The organism is Amycolatopsis sp. NBRC 101858 (assembly GCF_030269325.1).
In the GTDB taxonomy this organism is placed as follows: Bacteria; Actinomycetota; Actinomycetes; order Mycobacteriales; family Pseudonocardiaceae; genus Amycolatopsis; species Amycolatopsis ponsaeliensis.
Genome location: NZ_BSTD01000003.1, coordinates 442,876 through 462,537, shown reverse-complemented (window position 1 = coordinate 462,537; position 19,662 = coordinate 442,876). Strand labels below are relative to the sequence as shown.

General features: G+C 71.6%; 18 protein-coding genes. 17 read left to right on the top strand and 1 reads right to left on the bottom strand.

Features of this window, described 5'->3' with window-relative positions; all coding sequences use genetic code 11:
- Positions 1-11 precede the first annotated feature (11 nt).
- The 11 genes from QSK39_RS25595 to QSK39_RS25545 all read left to right on the top strand — a co-directional run bounded on the left by QSK39_RS25595 (position 12) and on the right by QSK39_RS25545 (position 9,145).
- Positions 12-1,280 carry an NAD(P)/FAD-dependent oxidoreductase gene (locus QSK39_RS25595; protein WP_285480369.1) on the top strand — a complete coding sequence of 423 codons (1,269 nt, stop codon included), beginning with the start codon at positions 12-14 and terminating at the stop codon, positions 1,278-1,280.
- Positions 1,274-2,008: a DUF1365 domain-containing protein gene (locus QSK39_RS25590; RefSeq protein ID WP_285480904.1), complete on the top strand. Its 735-nt coding sequence runs from the start codon at positions 1,274-1,276 to the stop codon at positions 2,006-2,008. Before QSK39_RS25595 ends, QSK39_RS25590 begins: the two co-directional genes overlap by 7 nt.
- Positions 2,001-2,615 carry an ECF RNA polymerase sigma factor SigK gene (gene sigK / locus QSK39_RS25585; RefSeq protein WP_285480368.1) on the top strand — a complete coding sequence of 205 codons (615 nt, stop codon included), beginning with the start codon at positions 2,001-2,003 and terminating at the stop codon, positions 2,613-2,615. Before QSK39_RS25590 ends, sigK begins: the two co-directional genes overlap by 8 nt.
- Positions 2,612-3,379, top strand: coding sequence for an anti-sigma factor (locus QSK39_RS25580; RefSeq protein ID WP_285480367.1), 768 nt, complete (start codon positions 2,612-2,614; stop codon positions 3,377-3,379). The genes sigK and QSK39_RS25580 overlap by 4 nt, the downstream gene beginning before the upstream one ends.
- A gap of 242 nt (positions 3,380-3,621) precedes the next feature.
- Entirely contained in the window at positions 3,622-4,926 is a 1,305-nt protein-coding gene (gene ftsZ / locus QSK39_RS25575; RefSeq protein ID WP_285480366.1) for a cell division protein FtsZ, read from the top strand.
- A 76-nt stretch (positions 4,927-5,002) separates the two neighbouring features.
- Positions 5,003-5,707 carry a peptidoglycan editing factor PgeF gene (gene pgeF, locus QSK39_RS25570; protein ID WP_285480365.1) on the top strand — a complete coding sequence of 235 codons (705 nt, stop codon included), beginning with the start codon at positions 5,003-5,005 and terminating at the stop codon, positions 5,705-5,707.
- Positions 5,704-6,432, top strand: coding sequence for a YggS family pyridoxal phosphate-dependent enzyme (locus QSK39_RS25565; protein WP_285480364.1), 729 nt, complete (start codon positions 5,704-5,706; stop codon positions 6,430-6,432). Before pgeF ends, QSK39_RS25565 begins: the two co-directional genes overlap by 4 nt.
- 97 nt (positions 6,433-6,529) lie before the next feature.
- A complete protein-coding gene (locus tag QSK39_RS25560; protein WP_285480363.1) occupies positions 6,530-7,126 on the top strand; it encodes a cell division protein SepF in 597 nt (198 codons plus the stop codon).
- Between the two features lie 115 nt (positions 7,127-7,241).
- Positions 7,242-7,517, top strand: coding sequence for a YggT family protein (locus QSK39_RS25555; RefSeq protein ID WP_072477845.1), 276 nt, complete (start codon positions 7,242-7,244; stop codon positions 7,515-7,517).
- Between the two features lie 52 nt (positions 7,518-7,569).
- Positions 7,570-8,415, top strand: coding sequence for a DivIVA-like cell division protein Wag31 (wag31, locus tag QSK39_RS25550; RefSeq protein WP_284744036.1), 846 nt, complete (start codon positions 7,570-7,572; stop codon positions 8,413-8,415).
- A 121-nt stretch (positions 8,416-8,536) separates the two neighbouring features.
- On the top strand, positions 8,537-9,145 hold the full coding sequence (locus tag QSK39_RS25545; RefSeq protein ID WP_285480362.1) for a hypothetical protein: 609 nt from the start codon (positions 8,537-8,539) through the stop codon (positions 9,143-9,145).
- A 35-nt stretch (positions 9,146-9,180) separates the two neighbouring features.
- Here the strand turns inward: QSK39_RS25545 and QSK39_RS25540 are convergent, their stop codons facing one another.
- Entirely contained in the window at positions 9,181-9,927 is a 747-nt protein-coding gene (locus QSK39_RS25540; RefSeq protein WP_285480361.1) for an ArsR/SmtB family transcription factor, read from the bottom strand.
- A 64-nt stretch (positions 9,928-9,991) separates the two neighbouring features.
- Here QSK39_RS25540 and QSK39_RS25535 point away from each other — a divergent pair, with 64 nt between their 5' ends.
- From QSK39_RS25535 to QSK39_RS25510, 6 genes are all read left to right on the top strand, one after another.
- On the top strand, positions 9,992-11,302 hold the full coding sequence (locus QSK39_RS25535) for an MFS transporter (protein ID WP_285480360.1): 1,311 nt from the start codon (positions 9,992-9,994) through the stop codon (positions 11,300-11,302).
- A 241-nt stretch (positions 11,303-11,543) separates the two neighbouring features.
- Positions 11,544-14,702, top strand: a complete 3,159-nt coding sequence (ileS, locus tag QSK39_RS25530; protein ID WP_285480359.1) for an isoleucine--tRNA ligase — start codon at positions 11,544-11,546, stop codon at positions 14,700-14,702.
- 77 nt (positions 14,703-14,779) lie between these two features.
- Positions 14,780-16,405, top strand: coding sequence for a penicillin-binding transpeptidase domain-containing protein (locus QSK39_RS25525; protein WP_285480358.1), 1,626 nt, complete (start codon positions 14,780-14,782; stop codon positions 16,403-16,405).
- Between the two features lie 166 nt (positions 16,406-16,571).
- Positions 16,572-17,255, top strand: coding sequence for an ArsR/SmtB family transcription factor (locus tag QSK39_RS25520; RefSeq protein WP_285480357.1), 684 nt, complete (start codon positions 16,572-16,574; stop codon positions 17,253-17,255).
- 95 nt (positions 17,256-17,350) lie between these two features.
- The gene (locus QSK39_RS25515) at positions 17,351-18,829 is read left to right on the top strand and encodes a potassium/proton antiporter (RefSeq protein WP_285480356.1); all 1,479 of its coding nucleotides are present in this window, start codon (positions 17,351-17,353) and stop codon (positions 18,827-18,829) included.
- A 131-nt stretch (positions 18,830-18,960) separates the two neighbouring features.
- Positions 18,961-19,617, top strand: a complete 657-nt coding sequence (locus QSK39_RS25510) for a M23 family metallopeptidase (protein WP_285480355.1) — start codon at positions 18,961-18,963, stop codon at positions 19,615-19,617.
- Positions 19,618-19,662 lie beyond the last annotated feature (45 nt).

The following is a 19,662-nucleotide window of genomic DNA, read 5'->3' as shown; positions in this document are numbered from 1 at the left end:
GAAGTACCGGTGTGGAGATCACGGGAGAACGCATCGCCGTCATCGGCAGCGGGGTGGCCGGGCTGACGGCGGCATACCTGCTGCAACGCAAGCACGAGGTCCTGCTCTTCGAGTCCGACGACCGGCTCGGCGGGCACGCGCACACGCACGACGTCCCCAGCGCCCACGGCGGCACCATCGGCGTGGACTCGGGCTTCATCGTCCACAACGAGCGCACCTACCCGACGCTGCTGAAGCTGTTCGGGGAGCTCGGCGTGCGCACCCGCGACACCGAGATGTCGATGAGCATCCGGTGCGACGGCTGCGGCCTGCAGTACGCCGGCGCGAAGGGGCTGGCCGGGCTGTTCGCCCAGCGCGCCAACCTCGCGCGGCCCCGCTACCTGCGGATGCTGGCCGAAGTGAAGAAGTTCCACCGGCACGCGAAGCGGCTGCTGGACGCGAAGGACGCCGGCGACGTCACCCTCGGCGCGTTCCTCGCCATCGGCGGCTACACGCGCTACTTCACCGACCACTTCATGCTGCCGCTGGTCTCGACGGTCTGGTCGGCCGACCGCAGCGACACGCTGCGCTACCCGGCGCGCTACCTGTTCGAGTTCCTGCGCAACCACGGGATGCTGAGCGTCAAGAACTCGCCGTCCTGGCGGACCGTCGTCGGCGGGTCCCGCGAATACGTCGAACGCGCGGCCAAGCAGCTCACCGCGGTCCACCTGTCCACGCCGGTGCGGTCGGTGCTGCGGACCGCCCGCGGCGTCGAGGTCCGCGACGACGCCGACACCCCGCACCGCGTCGACCGGGTCGTCATCGCCACCCACGCCGACCAGGCGCTGTCGCTGCTGGCCAACCCGACCGCCGCCGAACGCGAGGTGCTCGGCGCGTTCCGCTACTCGGAGAACGAGGCCTGGCTGCACACCGACACGAGCGTGCTGCCGTCGCTGGCCGACGCCCGCGCGGGCTGGAACTACCGGGCCCCGGTGTGCGGTGCCCCGACCGGCGCGGTCCAGGTCAGCTACGACATGAACCGCCTGATGCGGCTGGACGAGCCGACCGGGTACGTCGTCACGCTCAACCCGGGCGAGGGCACCGGCAAGGCGGCCCTGGTCGCCAAGATGCACTACGAGCACCCCGTCTACACGCCGGAATCCGTTGCGGCGCAACGACGGCTGCCCGAGCTCAACGACGGCGTCTTCGCCTACGCCGGCGCGTACCACGGCTGGGGCTTCCACGAGGACGGCTGTTCCTCGGGGGCCCGCGCCGCCGAAAGCCTCGGAGTCGCCTGGTGACGAACGCGCTCTACGACGCCACGGTCGCGCACGTGCGGCGGATCGACCCGCCGCACTCCTTCGCGCACCGCGTGTACCTGTGGCTGGTGGACCTGGACGCGCCGCCGCGGCTGCCGTGGTGGGTCCGGCCGTTCGCCCGGTTCGACGACCGCGACCACTTCGTCGCGAGCGACCCGCGCGGGATCCGGGAGAAGCTGGACGCGTGGCTCGCCGAACGCGACGTCGACCTGCGCGGCGGCAAGGTCGTCATGCTGGCCGCCGCGCGCGTGCTCGGGTACGTGTTCAACCCGATCAGCGTCTACTGGTGCCACGACCGCGAGGGCCGGTTGGAGTGCGTCGTCGCCGAGGTGCACAACACCTACGGCGGTCGGCACGCCTACCTGCTGCACCCCGACGAAGCCGGCCGGGCCCGCGCCGCCAAGGAGTTCTACGTCTCGCCGTTCCAGGAGATGGACGGCGAGTACCGGATGCGCCTGCCCCACCCGGAAGCGTTGCTCGACCTCACGGTCGCGTTGCGCCGCGGGAGTTCGACGCCGCTGGTCGCTACGCTGCGGGGAGTTCGCCGACCGGTGAACCCGCGGTGGCTGGCCCGGCTCGTGCTGGCCCGGCCGCTGCTCCCGCAGCGGGTGTCCGCGCTGATCCGCCGCCACGGCGTCGCGTTGTGGCTGCGGAAGGCCGCGGTCGTGCCGCGCACGCCGCAGAACGCCGGAGGACAGCTGCATGGATGAGTCGGCCCGCCGGCGCCCGGTGGCGTCGGTGCCCTTCGAGCCTTCGGACGCCCCGGCCGCGCCGACCGCCGAGGAGCTGATGGCACGCGTCGCGAAGGGCGACGAGCGGGCCTTCGAGCTGCTCTACGACCAGCTCGCCGGGCCGATCTTCGGGCTGGTGCGGCGGATCGTGCGCGACGCGGCCCAGTCCGAAGAAGTCGCCCAGGAGGTGCTCGTCGAGCTCTGGCGCACCGCGACGCGGTACGCGCCCGAGAAGGGCTCCGCGCTGAACTGGGCGATGACGCTGGCGCACCGCCGGGCCGTCGACCGCGTCCGCTCGGCGCGCGCCAGCACCGAGCGCGAGCAGAAGGCGACCTTCGAAGCCGCCCGCGGCCGGCCGTTCGACGAGGTCGCCGAGTCCGTCACCGCGCGGCTCGAACGCTCCCAGGTGCGCAAGTGCCTGTCCTTCCTGACCGATCTGCAGCGCGAATCCGTGCTGCTCGCCTACTACCAGGGCTATACGTATCGCGAGGTGGCCGAAGTGCTGTCGACGCCGCAAGGAACCATCAAGACGCGGCTGCGGGACGGCTTGATCCGCCTGCGGGACTGCTTGGGGGTGACCGCGTGAGCACGCCCGAGATGCACACCCTGGCGGGCGCGTTCGCGCTCGACGCGGTGTCCGACCTCGAGCGGGCGGAGTTCAGCCGCCACCTCGAGCAGTGCGAGTCGTGCGCGCAGGAGGTCGCCGAGCTGCGCGCGACCGCGGCCCGGCTGGGTGCGGCGATGGCCGAAGAGCCGCCGGCCGAGTTCAAGGACCGCGTCCTGACCGCCATGCACGCCACCCGCCAGCTGCCGCCGCGCACCCGGCCCGCCACCGACCGGCACCGCCGTTCGGCGCGGGCGCCGCGCTGGGCGGTCGTCGCCGCGGCCGCGGCCGCCGTCGTCGGGCTCGCCGCGGGCGGGGTGTTCGGCGGGATCGCGCTGACCCAGCAGCAGGAGCTGCAGTCGGCGCAGACCCAGCTCGACCAGGCCAAGGGCCGGTACGCGCCGGTGGCGGCGCTGCTCGCGGCGCCGGACGCCAAGACCGCGCACGGCGAGGCACCCACCGGCGGCGGCGTGACGGTCGTCCTGTCGAAGTCCCTGAACCGCGTGATGGTGATGGACGCCGGGCTGCCGGCGCAGCCGGGCGGGAAGGTGTACGAAGCCTGGCTGATCACCGGGAAGGACGCGCCGCGCTCGGCCGGCGTGCTCGCCGCTCCGAGCGACGGTGGCCTGGTCGTGGCGGACGGCATCGGCTCCACCGACCACCTCGCGGTGAGCCTGGAACAGGCCGGTGGATCGCCCAGCGGGACACCCACGGACGTGCTCATGAGCATGCCCGTGCCGGCCTGACGGAGCGCCATAGCAGACGGGGCCGGAGCGGTGATCGCGGCTCCCGGCTCTTGCGCGCTCGAACGTGTTGTGGCAAAACACCTTTGCGACACACGGCGTGCCTACTGGATTAGAGCCTGCCTGGTGCCTACCGTCCTGCCTAACGTCGGCAGTTGACATAACTCTCAATCTGGGGTTTAGGTTGAGAGTTGATCACCGGCCGGCGGGCTGTACGGGCACAACGATCAGGAAGGCGGACTTCGATGACGCCCCCGCACAACTACCTTGCGGTGATCAAGGTGGTCGGCATCGGCGGTGGCGGCGTGAACGCCGTGAACCGCATGATCGAGGTCGGCCTCAAGGGTGTCGAGTTCATCGCGGTGAACACCGACGCACAAGCACTGCTCATGTCCGACGCCGATGTCAAGCTGGACATCGGCCGCGAGCTGACCCGTGGCCTCGGCGCGGGCGCCGCCCCCGAGGTCGGCCAGAAGGCCGCCGAAGACCACCGGGAAGAAATCGAAGAGGTCATCAAGGGCGCCGACATGGTGTTCGTGACGGCCGGCGAAGGCGGTGGCACCGGCACCGGTGGCGCCCCGGTCGTGGCGCAGATCGCCCGCAAGCTGGGCGCGCTGACCATCGGCGTCGTGACCCGCCCGTTCACCTTCGAGGGCAAGCGCCGCGGCAAGCAGGCCGAGGACGGCATCCAGTCGCTGCGCAACGAGTGCGACACGCTCATCGTCATCCCGAACGACCGGCTGCTGCAGCTCGGCGACATCGGCGTGTCGCTGATGGACGCGTTCCGCTCCGCGGACGAGGTGCTGCTGTCCGGTGTCCAGGGCATTACCGACCTGATCACCACGCCGGGCCTGATCAACCTCGACTTCGCCGACGTCAAGAGCGTCATGTCCGGCGCGGGCTCCGCCCTGATGGGCATAGGGAGCGCACGCGGTGAAGGCAGAGCCATCCAGGCGGCGGAGAAGGCGATCAACTCGCCCCTCCTCGAAGCCTCCATGGACGGTGCGCACGGCGCGCTGCTTTCGATCGCGGGTGGTTCGGATCTCGGCCTGTTCGAAATCAACGAAGCCGCGTCGCTGGTGCAGGAGTCCGCGCACCCGGACGCCAACATCATCTTCGGCACGATCATCGACGACTCCCTCGGCGACGAGGTCCGCGTCACGGTGATCGCGGCCGGCTTCGACGCCGGCGCGCCGACCCACAAGAAGCTCGACCCGTCGACCTTCGGCTCCGGCTCGCGCCAGGGCTCGACCACGGCGTCGGCCTCGGCGGGGCAGGTTTCGAGCCAGCAGGGGCCACCGTCGGGGGCGACCCCGGTGCCGCCGGCGGGCAGCTCCGGCTACCCGGTCGCGCCGCCGCGGTCGCACTCGCCGCTGCCGTCGGCGTCCGGCCAGAACTCCGGCGGGCTCCCGCAGCCCGGCGGCGGTTCGCGCGGCTACTCGCCGATCGGCTCCAACGCGACCCAGGGCAGCCTGCCCGGCCGCGCGATGCCGGTGCACGACGACCCGTCGGACGACGAGGTCGACGTCCCGCCGTTCATGCGGCGCTAGCGACACCACCGTTGAAGGCCATCACCCGGGAACTAGAGTCCTGGGTGGTGGCCTTCAGTGACGTCAAGGAGGATTCGTGCGGGTTCGGCGAGTGGTCACGACCAGGGCGGGCGGCGCGTCACGGCCGCCGTACGACACGTTCAACCTGGGCGACCACGTCGGCGACGACGAGGGCGACGTCTACGCGAACCGCAAGCGCCTCGCCGCCGAGCTGGGCCTGGCCGAGGACAAGCTGGCCTGGATGGAGCAGGTCCACGGCCGCACGGCGACCACGGTGGACGGCTCCGAGACCCGGGCCGCCGAGGCGACCGACGCCCTGGTGACCGCGACCCCGGGCGTCGCGCTCGTGGTGCTGGTCGCCGACTGCGTCCCGATCCTGCTGGCCGACGCCGAGGCCGGCGTGGTCTCGGCGGTGCACGCCGGGCGCGTCGGCACGCGGGTCGGCGTCGTCCCGGCGGCGGTCGAAGCCATGCGGGAGGCCGGGGCCGAGGTGGGCCGCATCGAGGCGCTGCTCGGCCCGGCCATCTGCGGCGACTGCTACGAGGTCCCGGCCGCCATGGCCGCCGACGTCGAGAAGCACGTCCCCGGCAGTGCGTGCAAGACGCGGAAGGGCACGCCCGGGCTCGACTTGCGTGCCGGGCTCTGGCAGCAGCTCGCCGACCTGGGCGTCGGCAAGATCGGCGTCGACCCGCGGTGCACGAACGAGGACAAGACGCTCTTCAGCTACCGCCGCGACGGCACGACCGGGCGGATCGCCGGGATCACCTGGATCGAGGGATGACCGACCGCAAGGCCGAGCTGGCCGCGAACCTGGCCGAGGTCGAAGAGCGGATCGCCGCCGCGTGCCGCGCCGCCGGGCGGGCGCGCGACGAGGTCAAGCTGATCGCGGTCACCAAGACGTTCCCCGCCTCCGACGCCGCGCTGCTGGCCGACCTCGGCGTGACCGACGTCGGCGAGAACCGCGACCAGGACGCCGGCCCGAAGGCCCTCGAAGTCGCCGAGCTGCGGCCGGAGGCGGACCTGCGCTGGCACATGGTCGGCCGGCTGCAGCGGAACAAGGCACGCTCCGTGGTCCGGTGGGCGCACGAGGTGCAGTCCCTGGATTCGGCCCGGCTCGCCGACGCGCTCGCGAAGGCGGTGCGTGCGGCTCGTGACGCTCAGATACGTGACGAACCCCTCGACGTGCTGATCCAGGCGAGCCTCGACGACGACCCGGAGCGCGGCGGCTGCCCCCTCGACGAGCTCGGTGCGCTCGCCGAGCACGTCACTCACACGGACGAACTGCGGTTTCGCGGCCTGATGGCCGTCGCGCCGCTCGGCGCGGACCCGGCCGAGGCCTTCGAACGGCTCGCCCGCGCGGGTGAGCGGCTCCGAAAAGATCACCCGAATGCCGCAGACGTCTCCGCCGGGATGAGCCATGATCTCGAGCAGGCGATCACGCACGGCTCGACCTGTGTGCGTGTCGGAACCGCGTTGCTCGGCGGACGCGGTTTAGCCTCGCCGTAGGGAGCTCGCGCGATCGTCACGTTTAGTGGTCGCCCGCGCGGGGCACTGACGGCGTGGAGAAACGTTGGTGCGGGAGCGGCTAGGGCTAGGGAGAGGCATGAGCGCGCTGCAGAAGCTGAAGGCCTACTTCGGGATGGTGCCCGCAGACGACGACGGCTACGAGGCCGAGGACGACTACCGGCGCGGCTACGACGACGACTACGACTCCTATGAGGAGCCGGCGCCGCGGTCCTCGCGCTCACGGTACCGCGAGGTCGAGGACACGTACGACGAGCCTGTCAGCCGCAGTCGATCACGCTCCGTGTCGGCAGCCGAGCCCGCCGTCCACGGTGCGCTGGCGATGGACCGGCAGCCGGAGCCGGTGGCGCGCCTGCGCCCGGTCACCGAACCGGCCCGTCCGCCGCTGCGTGATCCGCTGAGCCGGATCACGACGCTGCACCCGACGAGCTACGTGGAGGCGCGCGCCATCGGTGAGCACTACCGCGAGGGCATCCCGGTGATCATCAACCTCACCGAGATGGAGAACGCGGACGCCAAGCGGCTCGTCGACTTCGCCGCCGGGCTGGCGTTCGCGCTGCGCGGGTCGATGGACAAGGTCACCAACAAGGTGTTCCTTCTCTCACCGCCCGATGTGGACGTCACCGCCGAGGACCGTCGGCGGATTGCCGAGGGCGGATTATTCTTGCGGGGCTGAAGTCGCGCGGACCGCTGAGCGCAAGCAGACGTGATTTTGTCGACCCGATGCGGCGTCGACCCCCTCAACTGCGTCTTCTGCGAGGACGCCCGGTTAGAGTAGGTACGTGGAAGCTGTGTGGCTGGTCGTCTGGTACGTGCTGTTCGCCTTCTGGCTGCTGCTGACGGCGCGGATCGTGATCGAACTCGTCCGGACTTTTGCGCGTGAGTGGCATCCGGCCGGGGGGGTTGCGGTGACGCTCGAGACCATCTACACAGTGACGGACCCGCCGGTTCGTCTGTTCAGACGAATCATTCCGATGGTTCGAATCGGCGGCGTCGGACTGGACTTGTCGATTATGGTGCTGCTGTTGGTTGTGTTCTTCGCGATGCAACTGGCGACTCCAAGTTGATCGGGGAGACTTGGGTGGACCCTGCAGGCCATGGAGTGCGTGAGGTGATCTGATGTCGTTGACCCCCGCTGACGTGCATAACGTCGCGTTCAGCAAGCCGCCCATCGGCAAGAGGGGCTACAACGAGGACGAGGTGGACGCGTTCCTCGACCTGGTGGAGACCGAGCTGGCCCGCTTGATCGAGGACAACAACGAGCTGCGCCAGCAGATGGAGCAGCTCGACGCCGAGCTCGAGTCGACTCGTGGCGAGCTCGACAGCGCCAAGTCGGCGCCCCCGATGCGTGAAGAGCCGTCCCGGCGCCTCGCGCCGGTGCCGCCGCCGCAGTCCGCCATGGAGCAGACCCAGGCGCACTCGATGGTCGGCGACAGCGCGGAGCCGAACGTGCAGGCCGCCAAGGTCCTGGGCCTGGCCCAGGAGATGGCCGACCGGCTGACCGCCGAGGCGAAGACCGAGTCCGACGGGATGCTGGCCGAGGCCCGCACCAAGTCCGAGCAGCTGCTTTCGGACGCGCGGGCGAAGTCGGACTCGATGGTGAACGAGGCGCGCACGCGCGTCGACACCATGCTGAACGACGCGCGGACCCGTGCGGAGACGTTGGAGCGCCAGGCGCGCGACAAGGCCACCACGCTGGAACGCGAGTCGCAGCGCAAGTACACCGAGACGATGAACAGCCTGAACTCCGAGAAGGGCGGGCTGGGCAAGAAGATCGAAGAGCTGCGCACGATCGAGCGGGAGTACCGCACGAGGTTGCGCGGGTTCCTCGAGTCCCAGCTGCGCGAGCTCGACGACCGCGGCTCCGCGGCCCCGGCGTCGGCCTCCTCGAACTCCGGGCAGTCGTCCGGTTCGTCGAGCGGCGGCCAGGGCTACTCGTTCGGCCCGCGCGCCGAAGCCGGCTGAGTTTTCCCGGGCTGACCCCGCCGGCACGTGCCGGCGGGGTGAGCCACGGTTCGGAGTCGATCCGGTACCGCACGTGGGCGGGTCATCGGACGATCTTGCCTGGTTCGTGCTGTAATTCAGCGTGCTTTACATCGTGCTGGTACTGGTACTGGCGGCTCTGGGGTTGCTCGTCTCCGCGCTCATCACGGCCTCTTCGCTGTGGGCGTGGGTGTCCATCGGCCTGTCGGTGCTGGCCGGGCTGATCCTGGTCGCCGACTGGCTGCGCCGCCGGCGTCGGGCCGCGGCACCCGCCGAGCCCGAAAAGCCCGTCTCCGAAGAGCCATCGCCGCCGGCAGAGGAGCCTGCTCCGGCGGAAAAGCCGGCCGAGGAGGAGCCGACCGTCCTCATCCCGGCGGCCGGTGACCTGGGCGACCCGGCCGACACGCCGGAACCCGAACCCGAATCCGAGTCCGAAAAGACCGTCGTGGCGGAAGCCCCGGTCGAATCGGCGAACGGTATCGAGTCCGATCCGGGTGTGGAAGAGACCCCGGAAGCCGACATCGCCGTCCTGGCCGACCTCGAGGACGAGGTCGTGGTGGTCGACGAGCACCCGCGCTACCACCTGACGACCTGCATCTGGCTGGGCACCCGCGACACGATCCCGATCGGTGTCGGCGAAGCCCGTCAGCTCGGCTTCACCCCCTGTGACCGTTGCCGCCCCGACGCGAACCTGGTCGCCGCCCACCGCTAGTCGACGACACGCGAGCGCGGTGCGACGACACGCCGTCAGGCGGCGAGGTCGGCCAGACCCAGCCGGGTGGCCAGCGCCCTCGCTCCTTCCGGCGTGAGCTTCACCGCGCGATGCGCCTGCCCGCGCCGCCGCACCCAGCCCGCCTCCGTGAACCGCGTCGCCACGGCCGCGCCCAGCGCGCCCGCCAGGTGATGGCGCTGCTCGCTCCAGTCCAGGCAGAACTTCAGCAAGGGACGCCGGCCCGCCGCGGCCGCGTCGAGATCGACGCCGAGCGAGCCGAACACCTCGGTCGCGTGCGGACCCAGTGTGTACGGGTGTTCGCGCAGCGGAGCCGAAATCCGGTCGCCCGGACGTCGTCGCGTGTCGGACGCCCCGGACAGCGCGCCCCGCTCGAGCAACGCCGCCGTGACCGCCACGCCGAGCCGTCCCGCCAGGTGGTCGTAGCAGGTCCGCGCCGTGCGCAGCGCCTCCGCGCGCGTCCCCTCGCGCAGGGACGTCACCGGTTGTGACGGCGAGAACCGCGCCAGTGCCTCCATCAGCTCGGCCGGGTCCGGGCCGGCCAGCCGGTAGAACCGGTGCCGCCCCGACTTCTCGGCGACCACCAGGCCCGCGGCCCGCAGCTTCGCCAGGTGCGCGCTGACCCCCGGCGCGGACAGCCGGGCCTCGGCCGCCAGCACGGACGCCGCCAGCGCCCGGCCGTCGGCGAGGGCGAGCAGCACCCGGACCCGCGCGGGGTCCGCGAACAGCGCCGCGGTGCGCGCGATGTCGGCGTCGCCTTCCATGCCTCCAGGATGCCCCGGGCACACTTCCACCGCGACGGAAGCGTCCCGGCGGTCCACTGGGGACATGCTCTTGCTCACCATGTGCGCCGGCATGTTCCTCGTCCAGCTCGACGTCACGGTCGTCAACGTCGCCCTGCCCACCATCGGCACCGAGCTCGGCGCGAACCTCGCCGCCCTGCAGTGGGTGGTCGACGGCTACACGGTCGTCCTGGCCGCGCTGCTGCTCACCGGCGGCGCACTCGGTGACGTCTTCGGCCACCGCCGGGTCGTCCTCGCGGGCTTCGTCCTGTTCGGCGCGGCGTCGGCGGTGTGCGGGCTCGCCGGCACCGCGCCGTGGCTCGTCGCCGCCCGTGCCGGGCAGGGCCTCGGCGCCGCGTTGCTGCTGCCCGGCACCCTGGCCGTGATCACCCACGCCTACCCGGGACACGCCGAGCGCGCGCGGGCCCTCGGCGTGTGGGCCGGGGTGTCGGCGCTGGCGCTCTCGGCGGGCCCGGTGCTCGGCGGCGCGATCGTCGCCGCGGCCGGCTGGCGGCCGGTGTTCTGGCTCAACGTCCCGGTGGTGCTCGCGGCCGCCGTCGCGACCCGCCGGCTCGTGCCGCGCGGGCACCGCGGGCGCGGGCGGGCCGACGTCGCCGGCATCGTCACCGCCGTGCCCGCGCTCGGCGCCGGGGTCTACGCGGTCATCGGCGGGAGCGTCTTCGCCGGCTTGCTCGCGGTCGTCCTGGCGGCCGCGTTCCTGGTCGTCGAGCGCCGTTCGGCGCACCCGATGCTGCCCCTGGACCTCGCCCGGCGGACGGCGGGCGCGAACCTCGTCGCGGCGGTGATGAACTTCGTCGGCATCGGCACGATCCTCGTCCTGACGCTGTACCTCCAGGGCGTCCGGCACGCCGGGCCGCTGGAAGCCGGGCTCGAGGTGCTGCCGCTGTTCCTGCCGCTCTCGGTGGTGGCGCCGGTCTCGGGCCGGCTGGTGGCCCGGTTCGGCCCGCGGCCGCCGATGGTGGCCGGGCTCGCGCTCGGCGCGTCCGGGATGCTGAACCTGGTGCTGCTCAACGGGAACAGCGGGTATCCGGCCCTCCTGCCGACGTTGCTCGGGCTGGGGACCGGCATGGGCCTGCTGACGACGGCGGTCGTGACGGCCGCGGTCGGCGGCATCCCGCCCGGACGCGCCGGCGTCGCCGGCGGCATCAACAACACCGCCCGCCAAGCCGGCGGCGCGCTCGGGGTGGCGGTGTTCGGCACCGTGGCGGGCGACGGGTCGGTCGGCGGCCTCCACGCCGCGGGCCTGATCGCCGGAGCGTTGTGGCTGCCGGCGATCGGCGTGACCCTCGCCGGGGTACGTGCCCCTCGTGACAACCCGGTTGCGCGGGCCGGTTAACCTGGTATCAGCAAGGCGTCGATCCGGCCATCACCGGGGAGCCTCCGGAAGAACCGGGCTTCACCGCTCGCAGTAGAACCGGACGGGTGCGGCCCGTGACAGCCGCCGAACGAGCGGCCCGGCAGCTTCACCGCCGGGCAAGCGGGGTGGTACCGCGGTGCGCCGCCAGGCGTTTCGTCCCCGTGTGGGTGACCGGAAACCCGGTCGTCCGTACGAGAGCGACGAACCGAGGAGCACCGGGATGTACCCCCAGGCCAAGCTCGACGACAGCGCGGGCGTGCCGTCGCAGCCGTCCTTCCCCGAGCTGGAGAAGCAGGTCCTCGCCTACTGGGAGACGGACCGGACGTTCCAGGCGACCATCGACGCCCGCCCGGCCGGCGAGCACGGCGACAACGAGTACGTCTTCTACGACGGCCCGCCGTTCGCCAACGGCCTGCCGCACTACGGTCACCTGCTCACCGGGTACGTCAAGGACCTGGTGCCGCGCTACCAGACGATGAAGGGCCGCAAGGTCGAGCGCCGTTTCGGCTGGGACACCCACGGCCTGCCCGCCGAGCTCGAGGCGATGCGGCAGCTCGGCATCACCGAGACGTCCGAGATCGAAGTGATGGGCATCGCGAAGTTCAACGCGGCTTCGCAGGAATCCGTCCTCCGCTACACCGACGAGTGGCGCGACTACGTCACCCGCCAGGCCCGCTGGGTCGACTTCGACAACGACTACAAGACGCTCGACGTCACCTACATGGAGTCGGTGCTCTGGGCGTTCAAGCGGTTGTGGGACAAGGGACTCGTCTACGAGGGCTACCGCGTCCTGCCGTACTGCTGGCGGGACGCGACGCCGCTGTCCAACCACGAGCTGGGCATGGACGCCGACGTCTACCGCAACCGGCAGGACCCGGCCGTCACGGTCGGCTTCCGGTTGCAGGACAACGGGAACGAGCTCGACGGCACCTACCTGCTGATCTGGACGACCACGCCGTGGACGCTGCCGTCGAACCTCGCCACCGCCGTGCACCCCGAGGTGCAGTACGTCGTCGTGGAGCACGACGGCAAGCGGTTCCTGCTCGCCGAGGCGCGGGTCGCCGCGTACGCGCGTGAACTCGGCGAAGAGCCGGCGGTCGTCGCGCACTACACGGGCGAGCAGCTGCTCGGAACCCGTTACGCACCCCCGTTCCCGTACTTCGTCGGCACCGAGAACGCGCACCGCGTCCTGGCGGCCGACTACGTCACCACCGACGACGGCACCGGCGTCGTGCACATCGCGCCCGCCTACGGCGCCGACGACAAGGTGGTCACCGACGCGGCCGGGATCCCGCCGGTCACGCCGGTCGACGCGCACGGCAAGTTCGACGCGACCGTGCCGGACTACGAGGGCCAGCAGGTCTTCGACGCGAACCCGAACATCGTGCGGGACCTCAAGAACGGCACCGGTTCGGCGGGGCAGCAGGGTTCCGTGCTGCTGCGGCACGAGACCTACGACCACTCCTACCCGCACTGCTGGCGCTGCCGGAACCCGCTGATCTACCGCGCGGTCTCGTCGTGGTTCGTCGCGGTGACGCAGTTCAAGGACCGGATGGTCGAGCTGAACCAGCAGATCACCTGGTACCCGGGCAACGTCAAGGACGGCCAGTTCGGGAAGTGGCTGGAGAACGCCATCGACTGGTCGATCTCCCGCAACCGGTACTTCGGCACGCCGATCCCGGTGTGGCAGTCCGACGACCCGGAGTACCCGCGCACCGATGTCTACGGCTCGCTCGACGAGCTGGAGGCCGACTTCGGCGTGCGGCTGGACAACCTGCACCGGCCCTACATCGACGAGCTGACCCGGCCGAACCCGGACGACCCCACGGGCAAGTCCACGATGCGCCGCGTCCCGGACGTCCTCGACGTCTGGTTCGACTCGGGCTCGATGCCCTACGCCCAGGTGCACTACCCGTTCGAGAACGCCGACTGGTTCGAGCACCACTACCCGAGCGACTTCATCGTCGAGTACATCGGGCAGACCCGCGGCTGGTTCTACCTGCTGCACGTGCTCGCGACGGCGCTGTTCGACCGGCCGGCGTTCCGCGCCTGCGTCGCGCACGGCATCGTGCTCGGCTCCGACGGCGCGAAGATGTCCAAGTCGCTGCGCAACTACCCGGACGTCAACGAGGTCTTCGAGCGTGACGGCTCGGACGCCATGCGCTGGTACCTGATGGCGAGCCCGATCCTGCGCGGCGGCAACCTGGTCGTCACCGACAAGGGCATCCGCGACGCCGTCCGCCAGGCCGTGCTGCCGCTGTGGAACTCGTACTACTTCCTCGCGCTGTACGCGAACGCCGAAGGCGTGGAAGGGAAGTGGCGCACGGACTCGTCGAACGTGCTCGACCGGTACGTCCTGGCGAAGACGCACGAGCTCGTCACCGACGTCGAGTACGCGATGGACCACTACGACGTCGCGGGCGCGTGCCAGACCGTGCGGGACTTCCTCGAGGTCCTCACGAACTGGTACGTGCGGCGCTCCCGGGACCGCTTCTGGGCCGGTGACCAGGACGCGATCGACACGCTGCACACGGTGCTGGAGGTGACGTCGCGGGTCGCGGCGCCGCTGCTGCCGCTGACCACCGAGGTCGTCTGGCGCGGGCTCACCGGCGGCCGTTCGGTGCACCTCACCGACTGGCCGAACGCGCTCGACCTGCCCGCCGACGCGGCGCTGGTGACCACGATGGACCGGGTGCGGCAGGTCGCGTCCTCGGCGCTGTCGCTGCGGAAGGCGAACAAGCTGCGCGTGCGGCTGCCGCTGTCGTCGCTGGTCGTGGCGGCCGACGACGCCGAGACGCTGGGTGCCTTCGCCGACATCCTGCGCGACGAGGTGAACGTCAAGGCGGTCGAGCTGACCACCGACGTCGCCGCGCACGGCGGGTTCGAGGTCGCGGTCAACGCGCGTGCCGCCGGTCCGCGGCTGGGCAAGGACGTCCAGACCGTGATCAAGGCCGTCAAGGCGGGCGACTGGTCGCTGCAGGGCGGCAAGGTCGTCGCGGCCGGGATCGAGCTGCAGGAAGGCGAGTTCGACCGCCGGCTGGTCGCCAAGGGCGGCGGCGCGGCGGCCGAGCTGCCCGGCGGGTCCGGGCTGGTCCTGATCGACACGGAGGTGACGCCGGAACTGGCGGCCGAGGGCCTGGTCCGCGACCTGGTCCGGGTCGTGCAGCAGGCGCGCCGCGACGCCGGGCTGGACGTCGCCGACCGGATCGCGCTGACCGTCGACTCGGTACCCGACGTCGTCGAGGCGGCCCGGACGCACGAGGAGTTCCTGGGCTCGGAGACGCTGGCGACGTCGGTGACCCACGGTCCGGTGGCCGAGGGCTTCGCCGGCACGGTCGGCGACGGCACCAAGGTGACCGTTTCGGTAGCAAAAGCCTGACCGGCTGTCGTAGGTGGCCGGTAAGATCGGCCGGCCACCTACGGCGGTGGCGTTCCTTGGGGGAGGGGTACGCGGAAATGAGTCCTGCCAGAAGACGGGGCGTCCTGATCGGCGGCGCACTGCTGGTCGTCGTGGTCGTGGTGGCGGCGTTCTTCGTGTTGAACGGCGGCGGATCGACGCCGGAGGCGGAAGCCGGGGCCACGAGCGTCGAGACGCCGGGTGCCCTCGACCCGCACACGGCGATCACCGAATACCTGCAGGACCTGTCGGAGAACAACACCGACGCGGCGAGCCGGCTGACCGACGCCGTCCCGGCGGCCGCGGTGGCCCTGCGGGACGCGCGGAACACGCTGAACCCGGCGTCGCTGGCGGCCAAGCTGACCGTTCTGCAGCCGACCCCGGCCGGGGCGACGCAGACCGGCGGGACGTTCAGCCTCGGGTGGACGTTGAAACCGGGCAAGGTCTGGACCTACGACGTGCCGTTCCAGCTGGCCCAGGCCGGCGGGAAGTGGCTCGTGCACTGGGCGCCGTCGCTGCTGCACCCGAAGCTGGAGGCCGGCCAGCGGCTGGTCGTCAGCACGGCCGTGCAGGACACGACGGCCGTGGCCGACCGCGACGGCAAGCCGTTGCTGATCAACGGGGCCGGCGGCCTGCGCGCGGTCGAGGGCGACCCGGCGCCGCTGCTGCGTTCGGCGCTGGGCGGGCAGGTCACGGCGGCGGCCGGGGACGGTTTCGCCGTCCAGCGCGTCGACACCAGCGGAAAGAGCGTCGAGACGCTGTTCGGGAAGGCTTCCGACGGCGGTGCCAAGCCGCTGACGTCGAGCCTGAGCCTGGCCGCGCAGAAGTCCGCGCAGGCTGCGGTGGACTCCAACAAGGGGTCGGCCATGATGGTCGCCCTCGACACCGGTTCGGGCGACATCCTGGCCGTCGCGCAGAACGCGGCTGCCGGGAAGCAGCCGAAGGCGCTCAACGGGCTCTACGAGCCGGGGTCGTCGTTCAAGATCGCGACGTCGGTTGCCGCGGTCCAGCAGAGCGGCCTCTCCGCGACGTCGCCGGTCGACTGCCCCGGCGTCGCGACCATCGGGACGCGGTCGGTCAAGAACGAGGGCTTCGAGCTCGGGGCGACGAACCTGCAGACGGCGTTCGCGCGGTCGTGCAACACGACGTTCGGGCAGCTCGCGCTCGACCTGCCGGCCAACGGGCTGCAGAAGGCGGCCGACGAGCTGGGCCTCAACGCCGACTACGAGATCCCCGGGATCGACACCGAGCTGGGCAAGGTCGAGCCCGCGGCGAGCAAGGACGAGCAGGTCGAGGACGGGTTCGGCCAGGGCCGGATCCAGGCCAGCTGCCTCGGCGGCGCGCTGATGGCCGCCACGGTCGCGTCCGGCAAGGCGATCACGCCGCGGCTGTGGCACGACCTGGACACGACGGTCGTCAAGGGGTACTCGCCGCCGCCGGCGGCCGTGCTCGGCCAGGTGCGGACGATGATGCGCGCGGTGGTCACCAGCGGTACGGGCCGCGGCGCGGCGGGCGCGGGCCAGGTGTTCGGCAAGACGGGCACGGCCCAGTTCGGCGACGGCTCCAACGCAACGGGCTGGTTCGTCGGCTACCGCGGCAACGTGGCGTTCGCGGTGCTCCTGGAGGACTCGAACGACTCGGGCCCGGCAGTCACCCTGGCCGCCAAGTTCCTGAAAGCCCTCTGACCCCAAGGGTCGGCTCACGTACCCAGGCAGTCGGCTCGCGTACCCAGAGGGTCGGCTCACGACCCGACCCTCCAGGTACGCGAACCGACCGTCCAGGTACGTGAGCCGACCCTCTGGGTACGTCGGTTCGGCCGCGGGCGAAGGGTGGCCGACGTACCGTGGGCGCATGGAGACGATCGCTCTGGCCGAGGTCGCCGCGGTGCTCGCCGACCCGAGCCGGGCCACCATGTGCCTCGCGCTGCTGGACGGGCGGGCGTGGACCGTCGGCGAGCTGGCCAAGGCGGCCGGGATCGCGCTCTCCACGGCCAGCGAGCACGTCTCCCGGCTGGTCGACGCCGGGTTCGTCGCCCGGGTCAAGCAGGGCCGGGCCAGCTACGTCCGGATCGCCGACCCGCGCGTCGCCGAACTCATCGAGCACCTCGCCCAGCACGCCGAGCACCGCCCGGTCACCGGGCTGAAGTCGTCGCTGCGGGTGAAGCGGCTCGGGTTCGCGCGGACCTGCTACGACCACCTCGCCGGCGTGCTCGGCGTCGCCCTCCGCGACGGCATGCTGGCCACCGGCCTGATCGACGCCGACAACGGGCTCGCGCTGACCGGCCGCGGTCGCGAGGTGCTGGCCGAGCTCGGCGTGGCGGTCGCGCCCGGGCGGCGGTCGCCGCTGCGCGACTGTCTGGATTGGACGGAGCGGCGCGACCACCTCGCCGGAGCCGTGCCCGCGGCGCTGCTCGAGCGCGCGGTCGGCGCCGGCTGGGTCGGTCGCGACGGACATCGCGCCGTGAAGGTGTTCCCGGCGGCGGAGAAGCCGTTCGCCGCGCTCGGTGTCGATCTCGCCGCACTCGGTGGGCCTTAACACACCACGCCCTCGGCGCGCCCCAGCGGTACACGAAGGAGTTAACTCGCCCGCTTCACTATTCTGAGGGCCCACGGCACTCGGAGGGAGGCGGCATGGACCAGCTTCCCGTGCTACTCGGTGTCGGCGGTGCCGTGCTGCTCGCCTCCGTGCTCGCCGTGCGCGTGTCGATCCGGCTGGGCCTGCCGTCGCTGCTGCTCTACCTGGCGATCGGCGTGCTGCTGGGCGAAGCCGGCTTCGGCATCCGGTTCGACAACCCCGAGCTGACCCAGTCGCTCGGCCTCGCCGCGCTCGTCATGATCCTCGCCGAAGGCGGCCTGACGACGCGCTGGTCGGCGGTGAAACCCGCGCTGGGCATCGGGATCGCACTGTCCACTGTGTCCGTTGTGGTGAGCGTCGCGGTGACCGGTGCCGCCCTGCACTGGCTGCTGGGCCTCGACTGGCGGTTCGCGCTGCTGTGGGGCGCGGTGCTCGCGTCGACCGACGCGGCCGCGGTGTTCTCGGTGCTGCGCTCGGCCGGGATCGGCAAACGGCTCACCGGCGCGCTGGAACTTGAGTCGGGCATCAACGACGCGCCGGCGTACATCGCCGTCGTGGTGCTGGCCGAGGGCACCACTGTGGACTGGACGCTGCCGCTGCTGGTGGTCTACGAGCTCGGGGCGGGCCTGGCGATCGGGCTCGGTTTCGGCTGGCTCGGCGGGATCGCGCTGCGCCGGGCCGCGTTGCCGGCGACCGGTCTCTACCCGCTGGCCACGGTCGCGGTGTGCGTCGTGGCGTACTCGTCCGGGCAGCTGCTGCACGCGTCCGGGCTGCTCGCCACCTACGTCGCCGCGCTGGTGCTCGGCAATTCGCGGCTGCCGCACCGCTCGGACACGCTGTCGTTCGCCGAAGGGCTCGGCTGGCTGGCGCAGATCGGGCTGTTCGTGCTGCTCGGCCTGTTCGCCTCGCCGGGCCGCGTGCTCGAGGCGGTGGTGCCGGGCCTGGTCGCCGGGGCCGTCGTGCTGCTGCTGGCCCGGCCGATCTCGGTCGTGCTGGCGATGCTGCCGTTCCGGCTGCCGTGGCGGGAACAGGCGTTCCTGTCGTGGGCCGGGCTCCGCGGTGCGGTGCCGATCGTGCTCGCGATGATCCCGCTGTCGCAGGGGGTGCCGGGCGCGCAACGGCTGGTCAACGCGGTGTTCGTGCTGGTCATCGTGCTGACGCTGCTCCAGGGCGCGACGCTCGGGCCGCTCGGGCGCTGGCTCGGGCTGGCGAAGAAGTCCGAGGCGCACGAGATCGAAGTCGACTCCGCGCCGCTGGACGAGCTGGGCGCCGAGCTGCTGCAGGTCCGCATCCAGCCCGGGTCGAAGCTGCACGGCGTGTACCTGTCCGAGCTGCGGCTGCCGGTCGGGGCGACGGTCAGCCTGGTCGTGCGCGAAGGCGCCGGCTTCACGCCGCAGAAGACCAGCCGGCTCCAGGAGCACGACCAGCTGCTGGTGGTCACGACCAGCGGGGTCCGCGACGCCGTCGAGCTCCGGCTCCGCGCCGTGGACCGGGCCGGCCGCCTGGCCCGCTGGAAGGGCGAGTCGGGTCGTTAGGGAGTGCCGTTGTCCGGCGCTTGTCCACACAAAAATCTCACGTGATCTTCCCTTCGTTCCCTCTTTTGGCTTACTGTGCGCTCCATTCATTAGTTCGAATGGGTGAGTGAATAGCCAAAGGAGTACGCAGGGTGACGAAACTTCACGTGCGTGGGGCGAGCTTGATCGCGGCGATCGTCGTGACGGCCGGCCTGGCCGGCGTCCCGGACGCGGCCGCGGAGGTCGCCCCCTTCCCGGCGCTCGCCCTGCCGTTCAAGGCCGGCCAGCAGGTCTACTCGGCCGGCATCCACTCCGACGACGGCAGCACCGGCGTCAAGAACGCCATCGACTTCAGCCCGGCCGACAAGACCGTGCGCGCGCCGCTGGCCGGCACCGTCCACCTGCAGCACTGCGCGGGCGGGGACTGGGTGACCATCGACCACGACGGCGGCTGGCGGACCGGGTACTACCACATGGAGGGCATCGAGGTCACCGACGGTGAGCACGTCGAGGCCGGCGCCGAGCTCGGCTCGACCGGCAACGCGCTGCCGTGCGGCGGCAGCAGCACCGGCGCCCACGTGCACTTCACGCTCTGGACCCTGCCGGATGCCCCGGCGGCGAACTGGGACGGCAAGTCGTTCGCCGAGGTCTCGACCACCGTCGCGGCGGCCCTCGGCGAGCCCGTCGACGGCAAGACCATCGGCGGCTGGCGCTTCACCGCCGGCGCCGAGCAGTACACCGGCACGGCGACGCACCTCGCCGACAACGCCGTTACGCAGCTGCCGGGACACTTCCGCGCGAAGCTCTGACGTCCTCACGGTGTGTGAGCGGCGTCTCAGAATGTGAGGCGGGGG

Bases quoted from the DNA above. Each gene is read 5' to 3' on its own strand.
- sigK (WP_285480368.1), top strand. From the start codon at position 2,001: ATGGATGAGTCGGCCCGCCGGCGCCCGGTGGCGTCGGTGCCCTTCGAG.
- ftsZ (WP_285480366.1), top strand. From the start codon at position 3,622: ATGACGCCCCCGCACAACTACCTTGCGGTGATCAAGGTGGTCGGCATC.
- QSK39_RS25565 (WP_285480364.1), top strand. From the start codon at position 5,704: ATGACCGACCGCAAGGCCGAGCTGGCCGCGAACCTGGCCGAGGTCGAA.
- QSK39_RS25560 (WP_285480363.1), top strand. From the start codon at position 6,530: ATGAGCGCGCTGCAGAAGCTGAAGGCCTACTTCGGGATGGTGCCCGCA.
- wag31 (WP_284744036.1), top strand. From the start codon at position 7,570: ATGTCGTTGACCCCCGCTGACGTGCATAACGTCGCGTTCAGCAAGCCG.
- QSK39_RS25540 (WP_285480361.1), bottom strand. From the start codon at position 9,927: ATGGAAGGCGACGCCGACATCGCGCGCACCGCGGCGCTGTTCGCGGAC.
- QSK39_RS25535 (WP_285480360.1), top strand. From the start codon at position 9,992: ATGCTCTTGCTCACCATGTGCGCCGGCATGTTCCTCGTCCAGCTCGAC.
- ileS (WP_285480359.1), top strand. From the start codon at position 11,544: ATGTACCCCCAGGCCAAGCTCGACGACAGCGCGGGCGTGCCGTCGCAG.
- QSK39_RS25525 (WP_285480358.1), top strand. From the start codon at position 14,780: ATGAGTCCTGCCAGAAGACGGGGCGTCCTGATCGGCGGCGCACTGCTG.
- QSK39_RS25520 (WP_285480357.1), top strand. From the start codon at position 16,572: ATGGAGACGATCGCTCTGGCCGAGGTCGCCGCGGTGCTCGCCGACCCG.
- QSK39_RS25515 (WP_285480356.1), top strand. From the start codon at position 17,351: ATGGACCAGCTTCCCGTGCTACTCGGTGTCGGCGGTGCCGTGCTGCTC.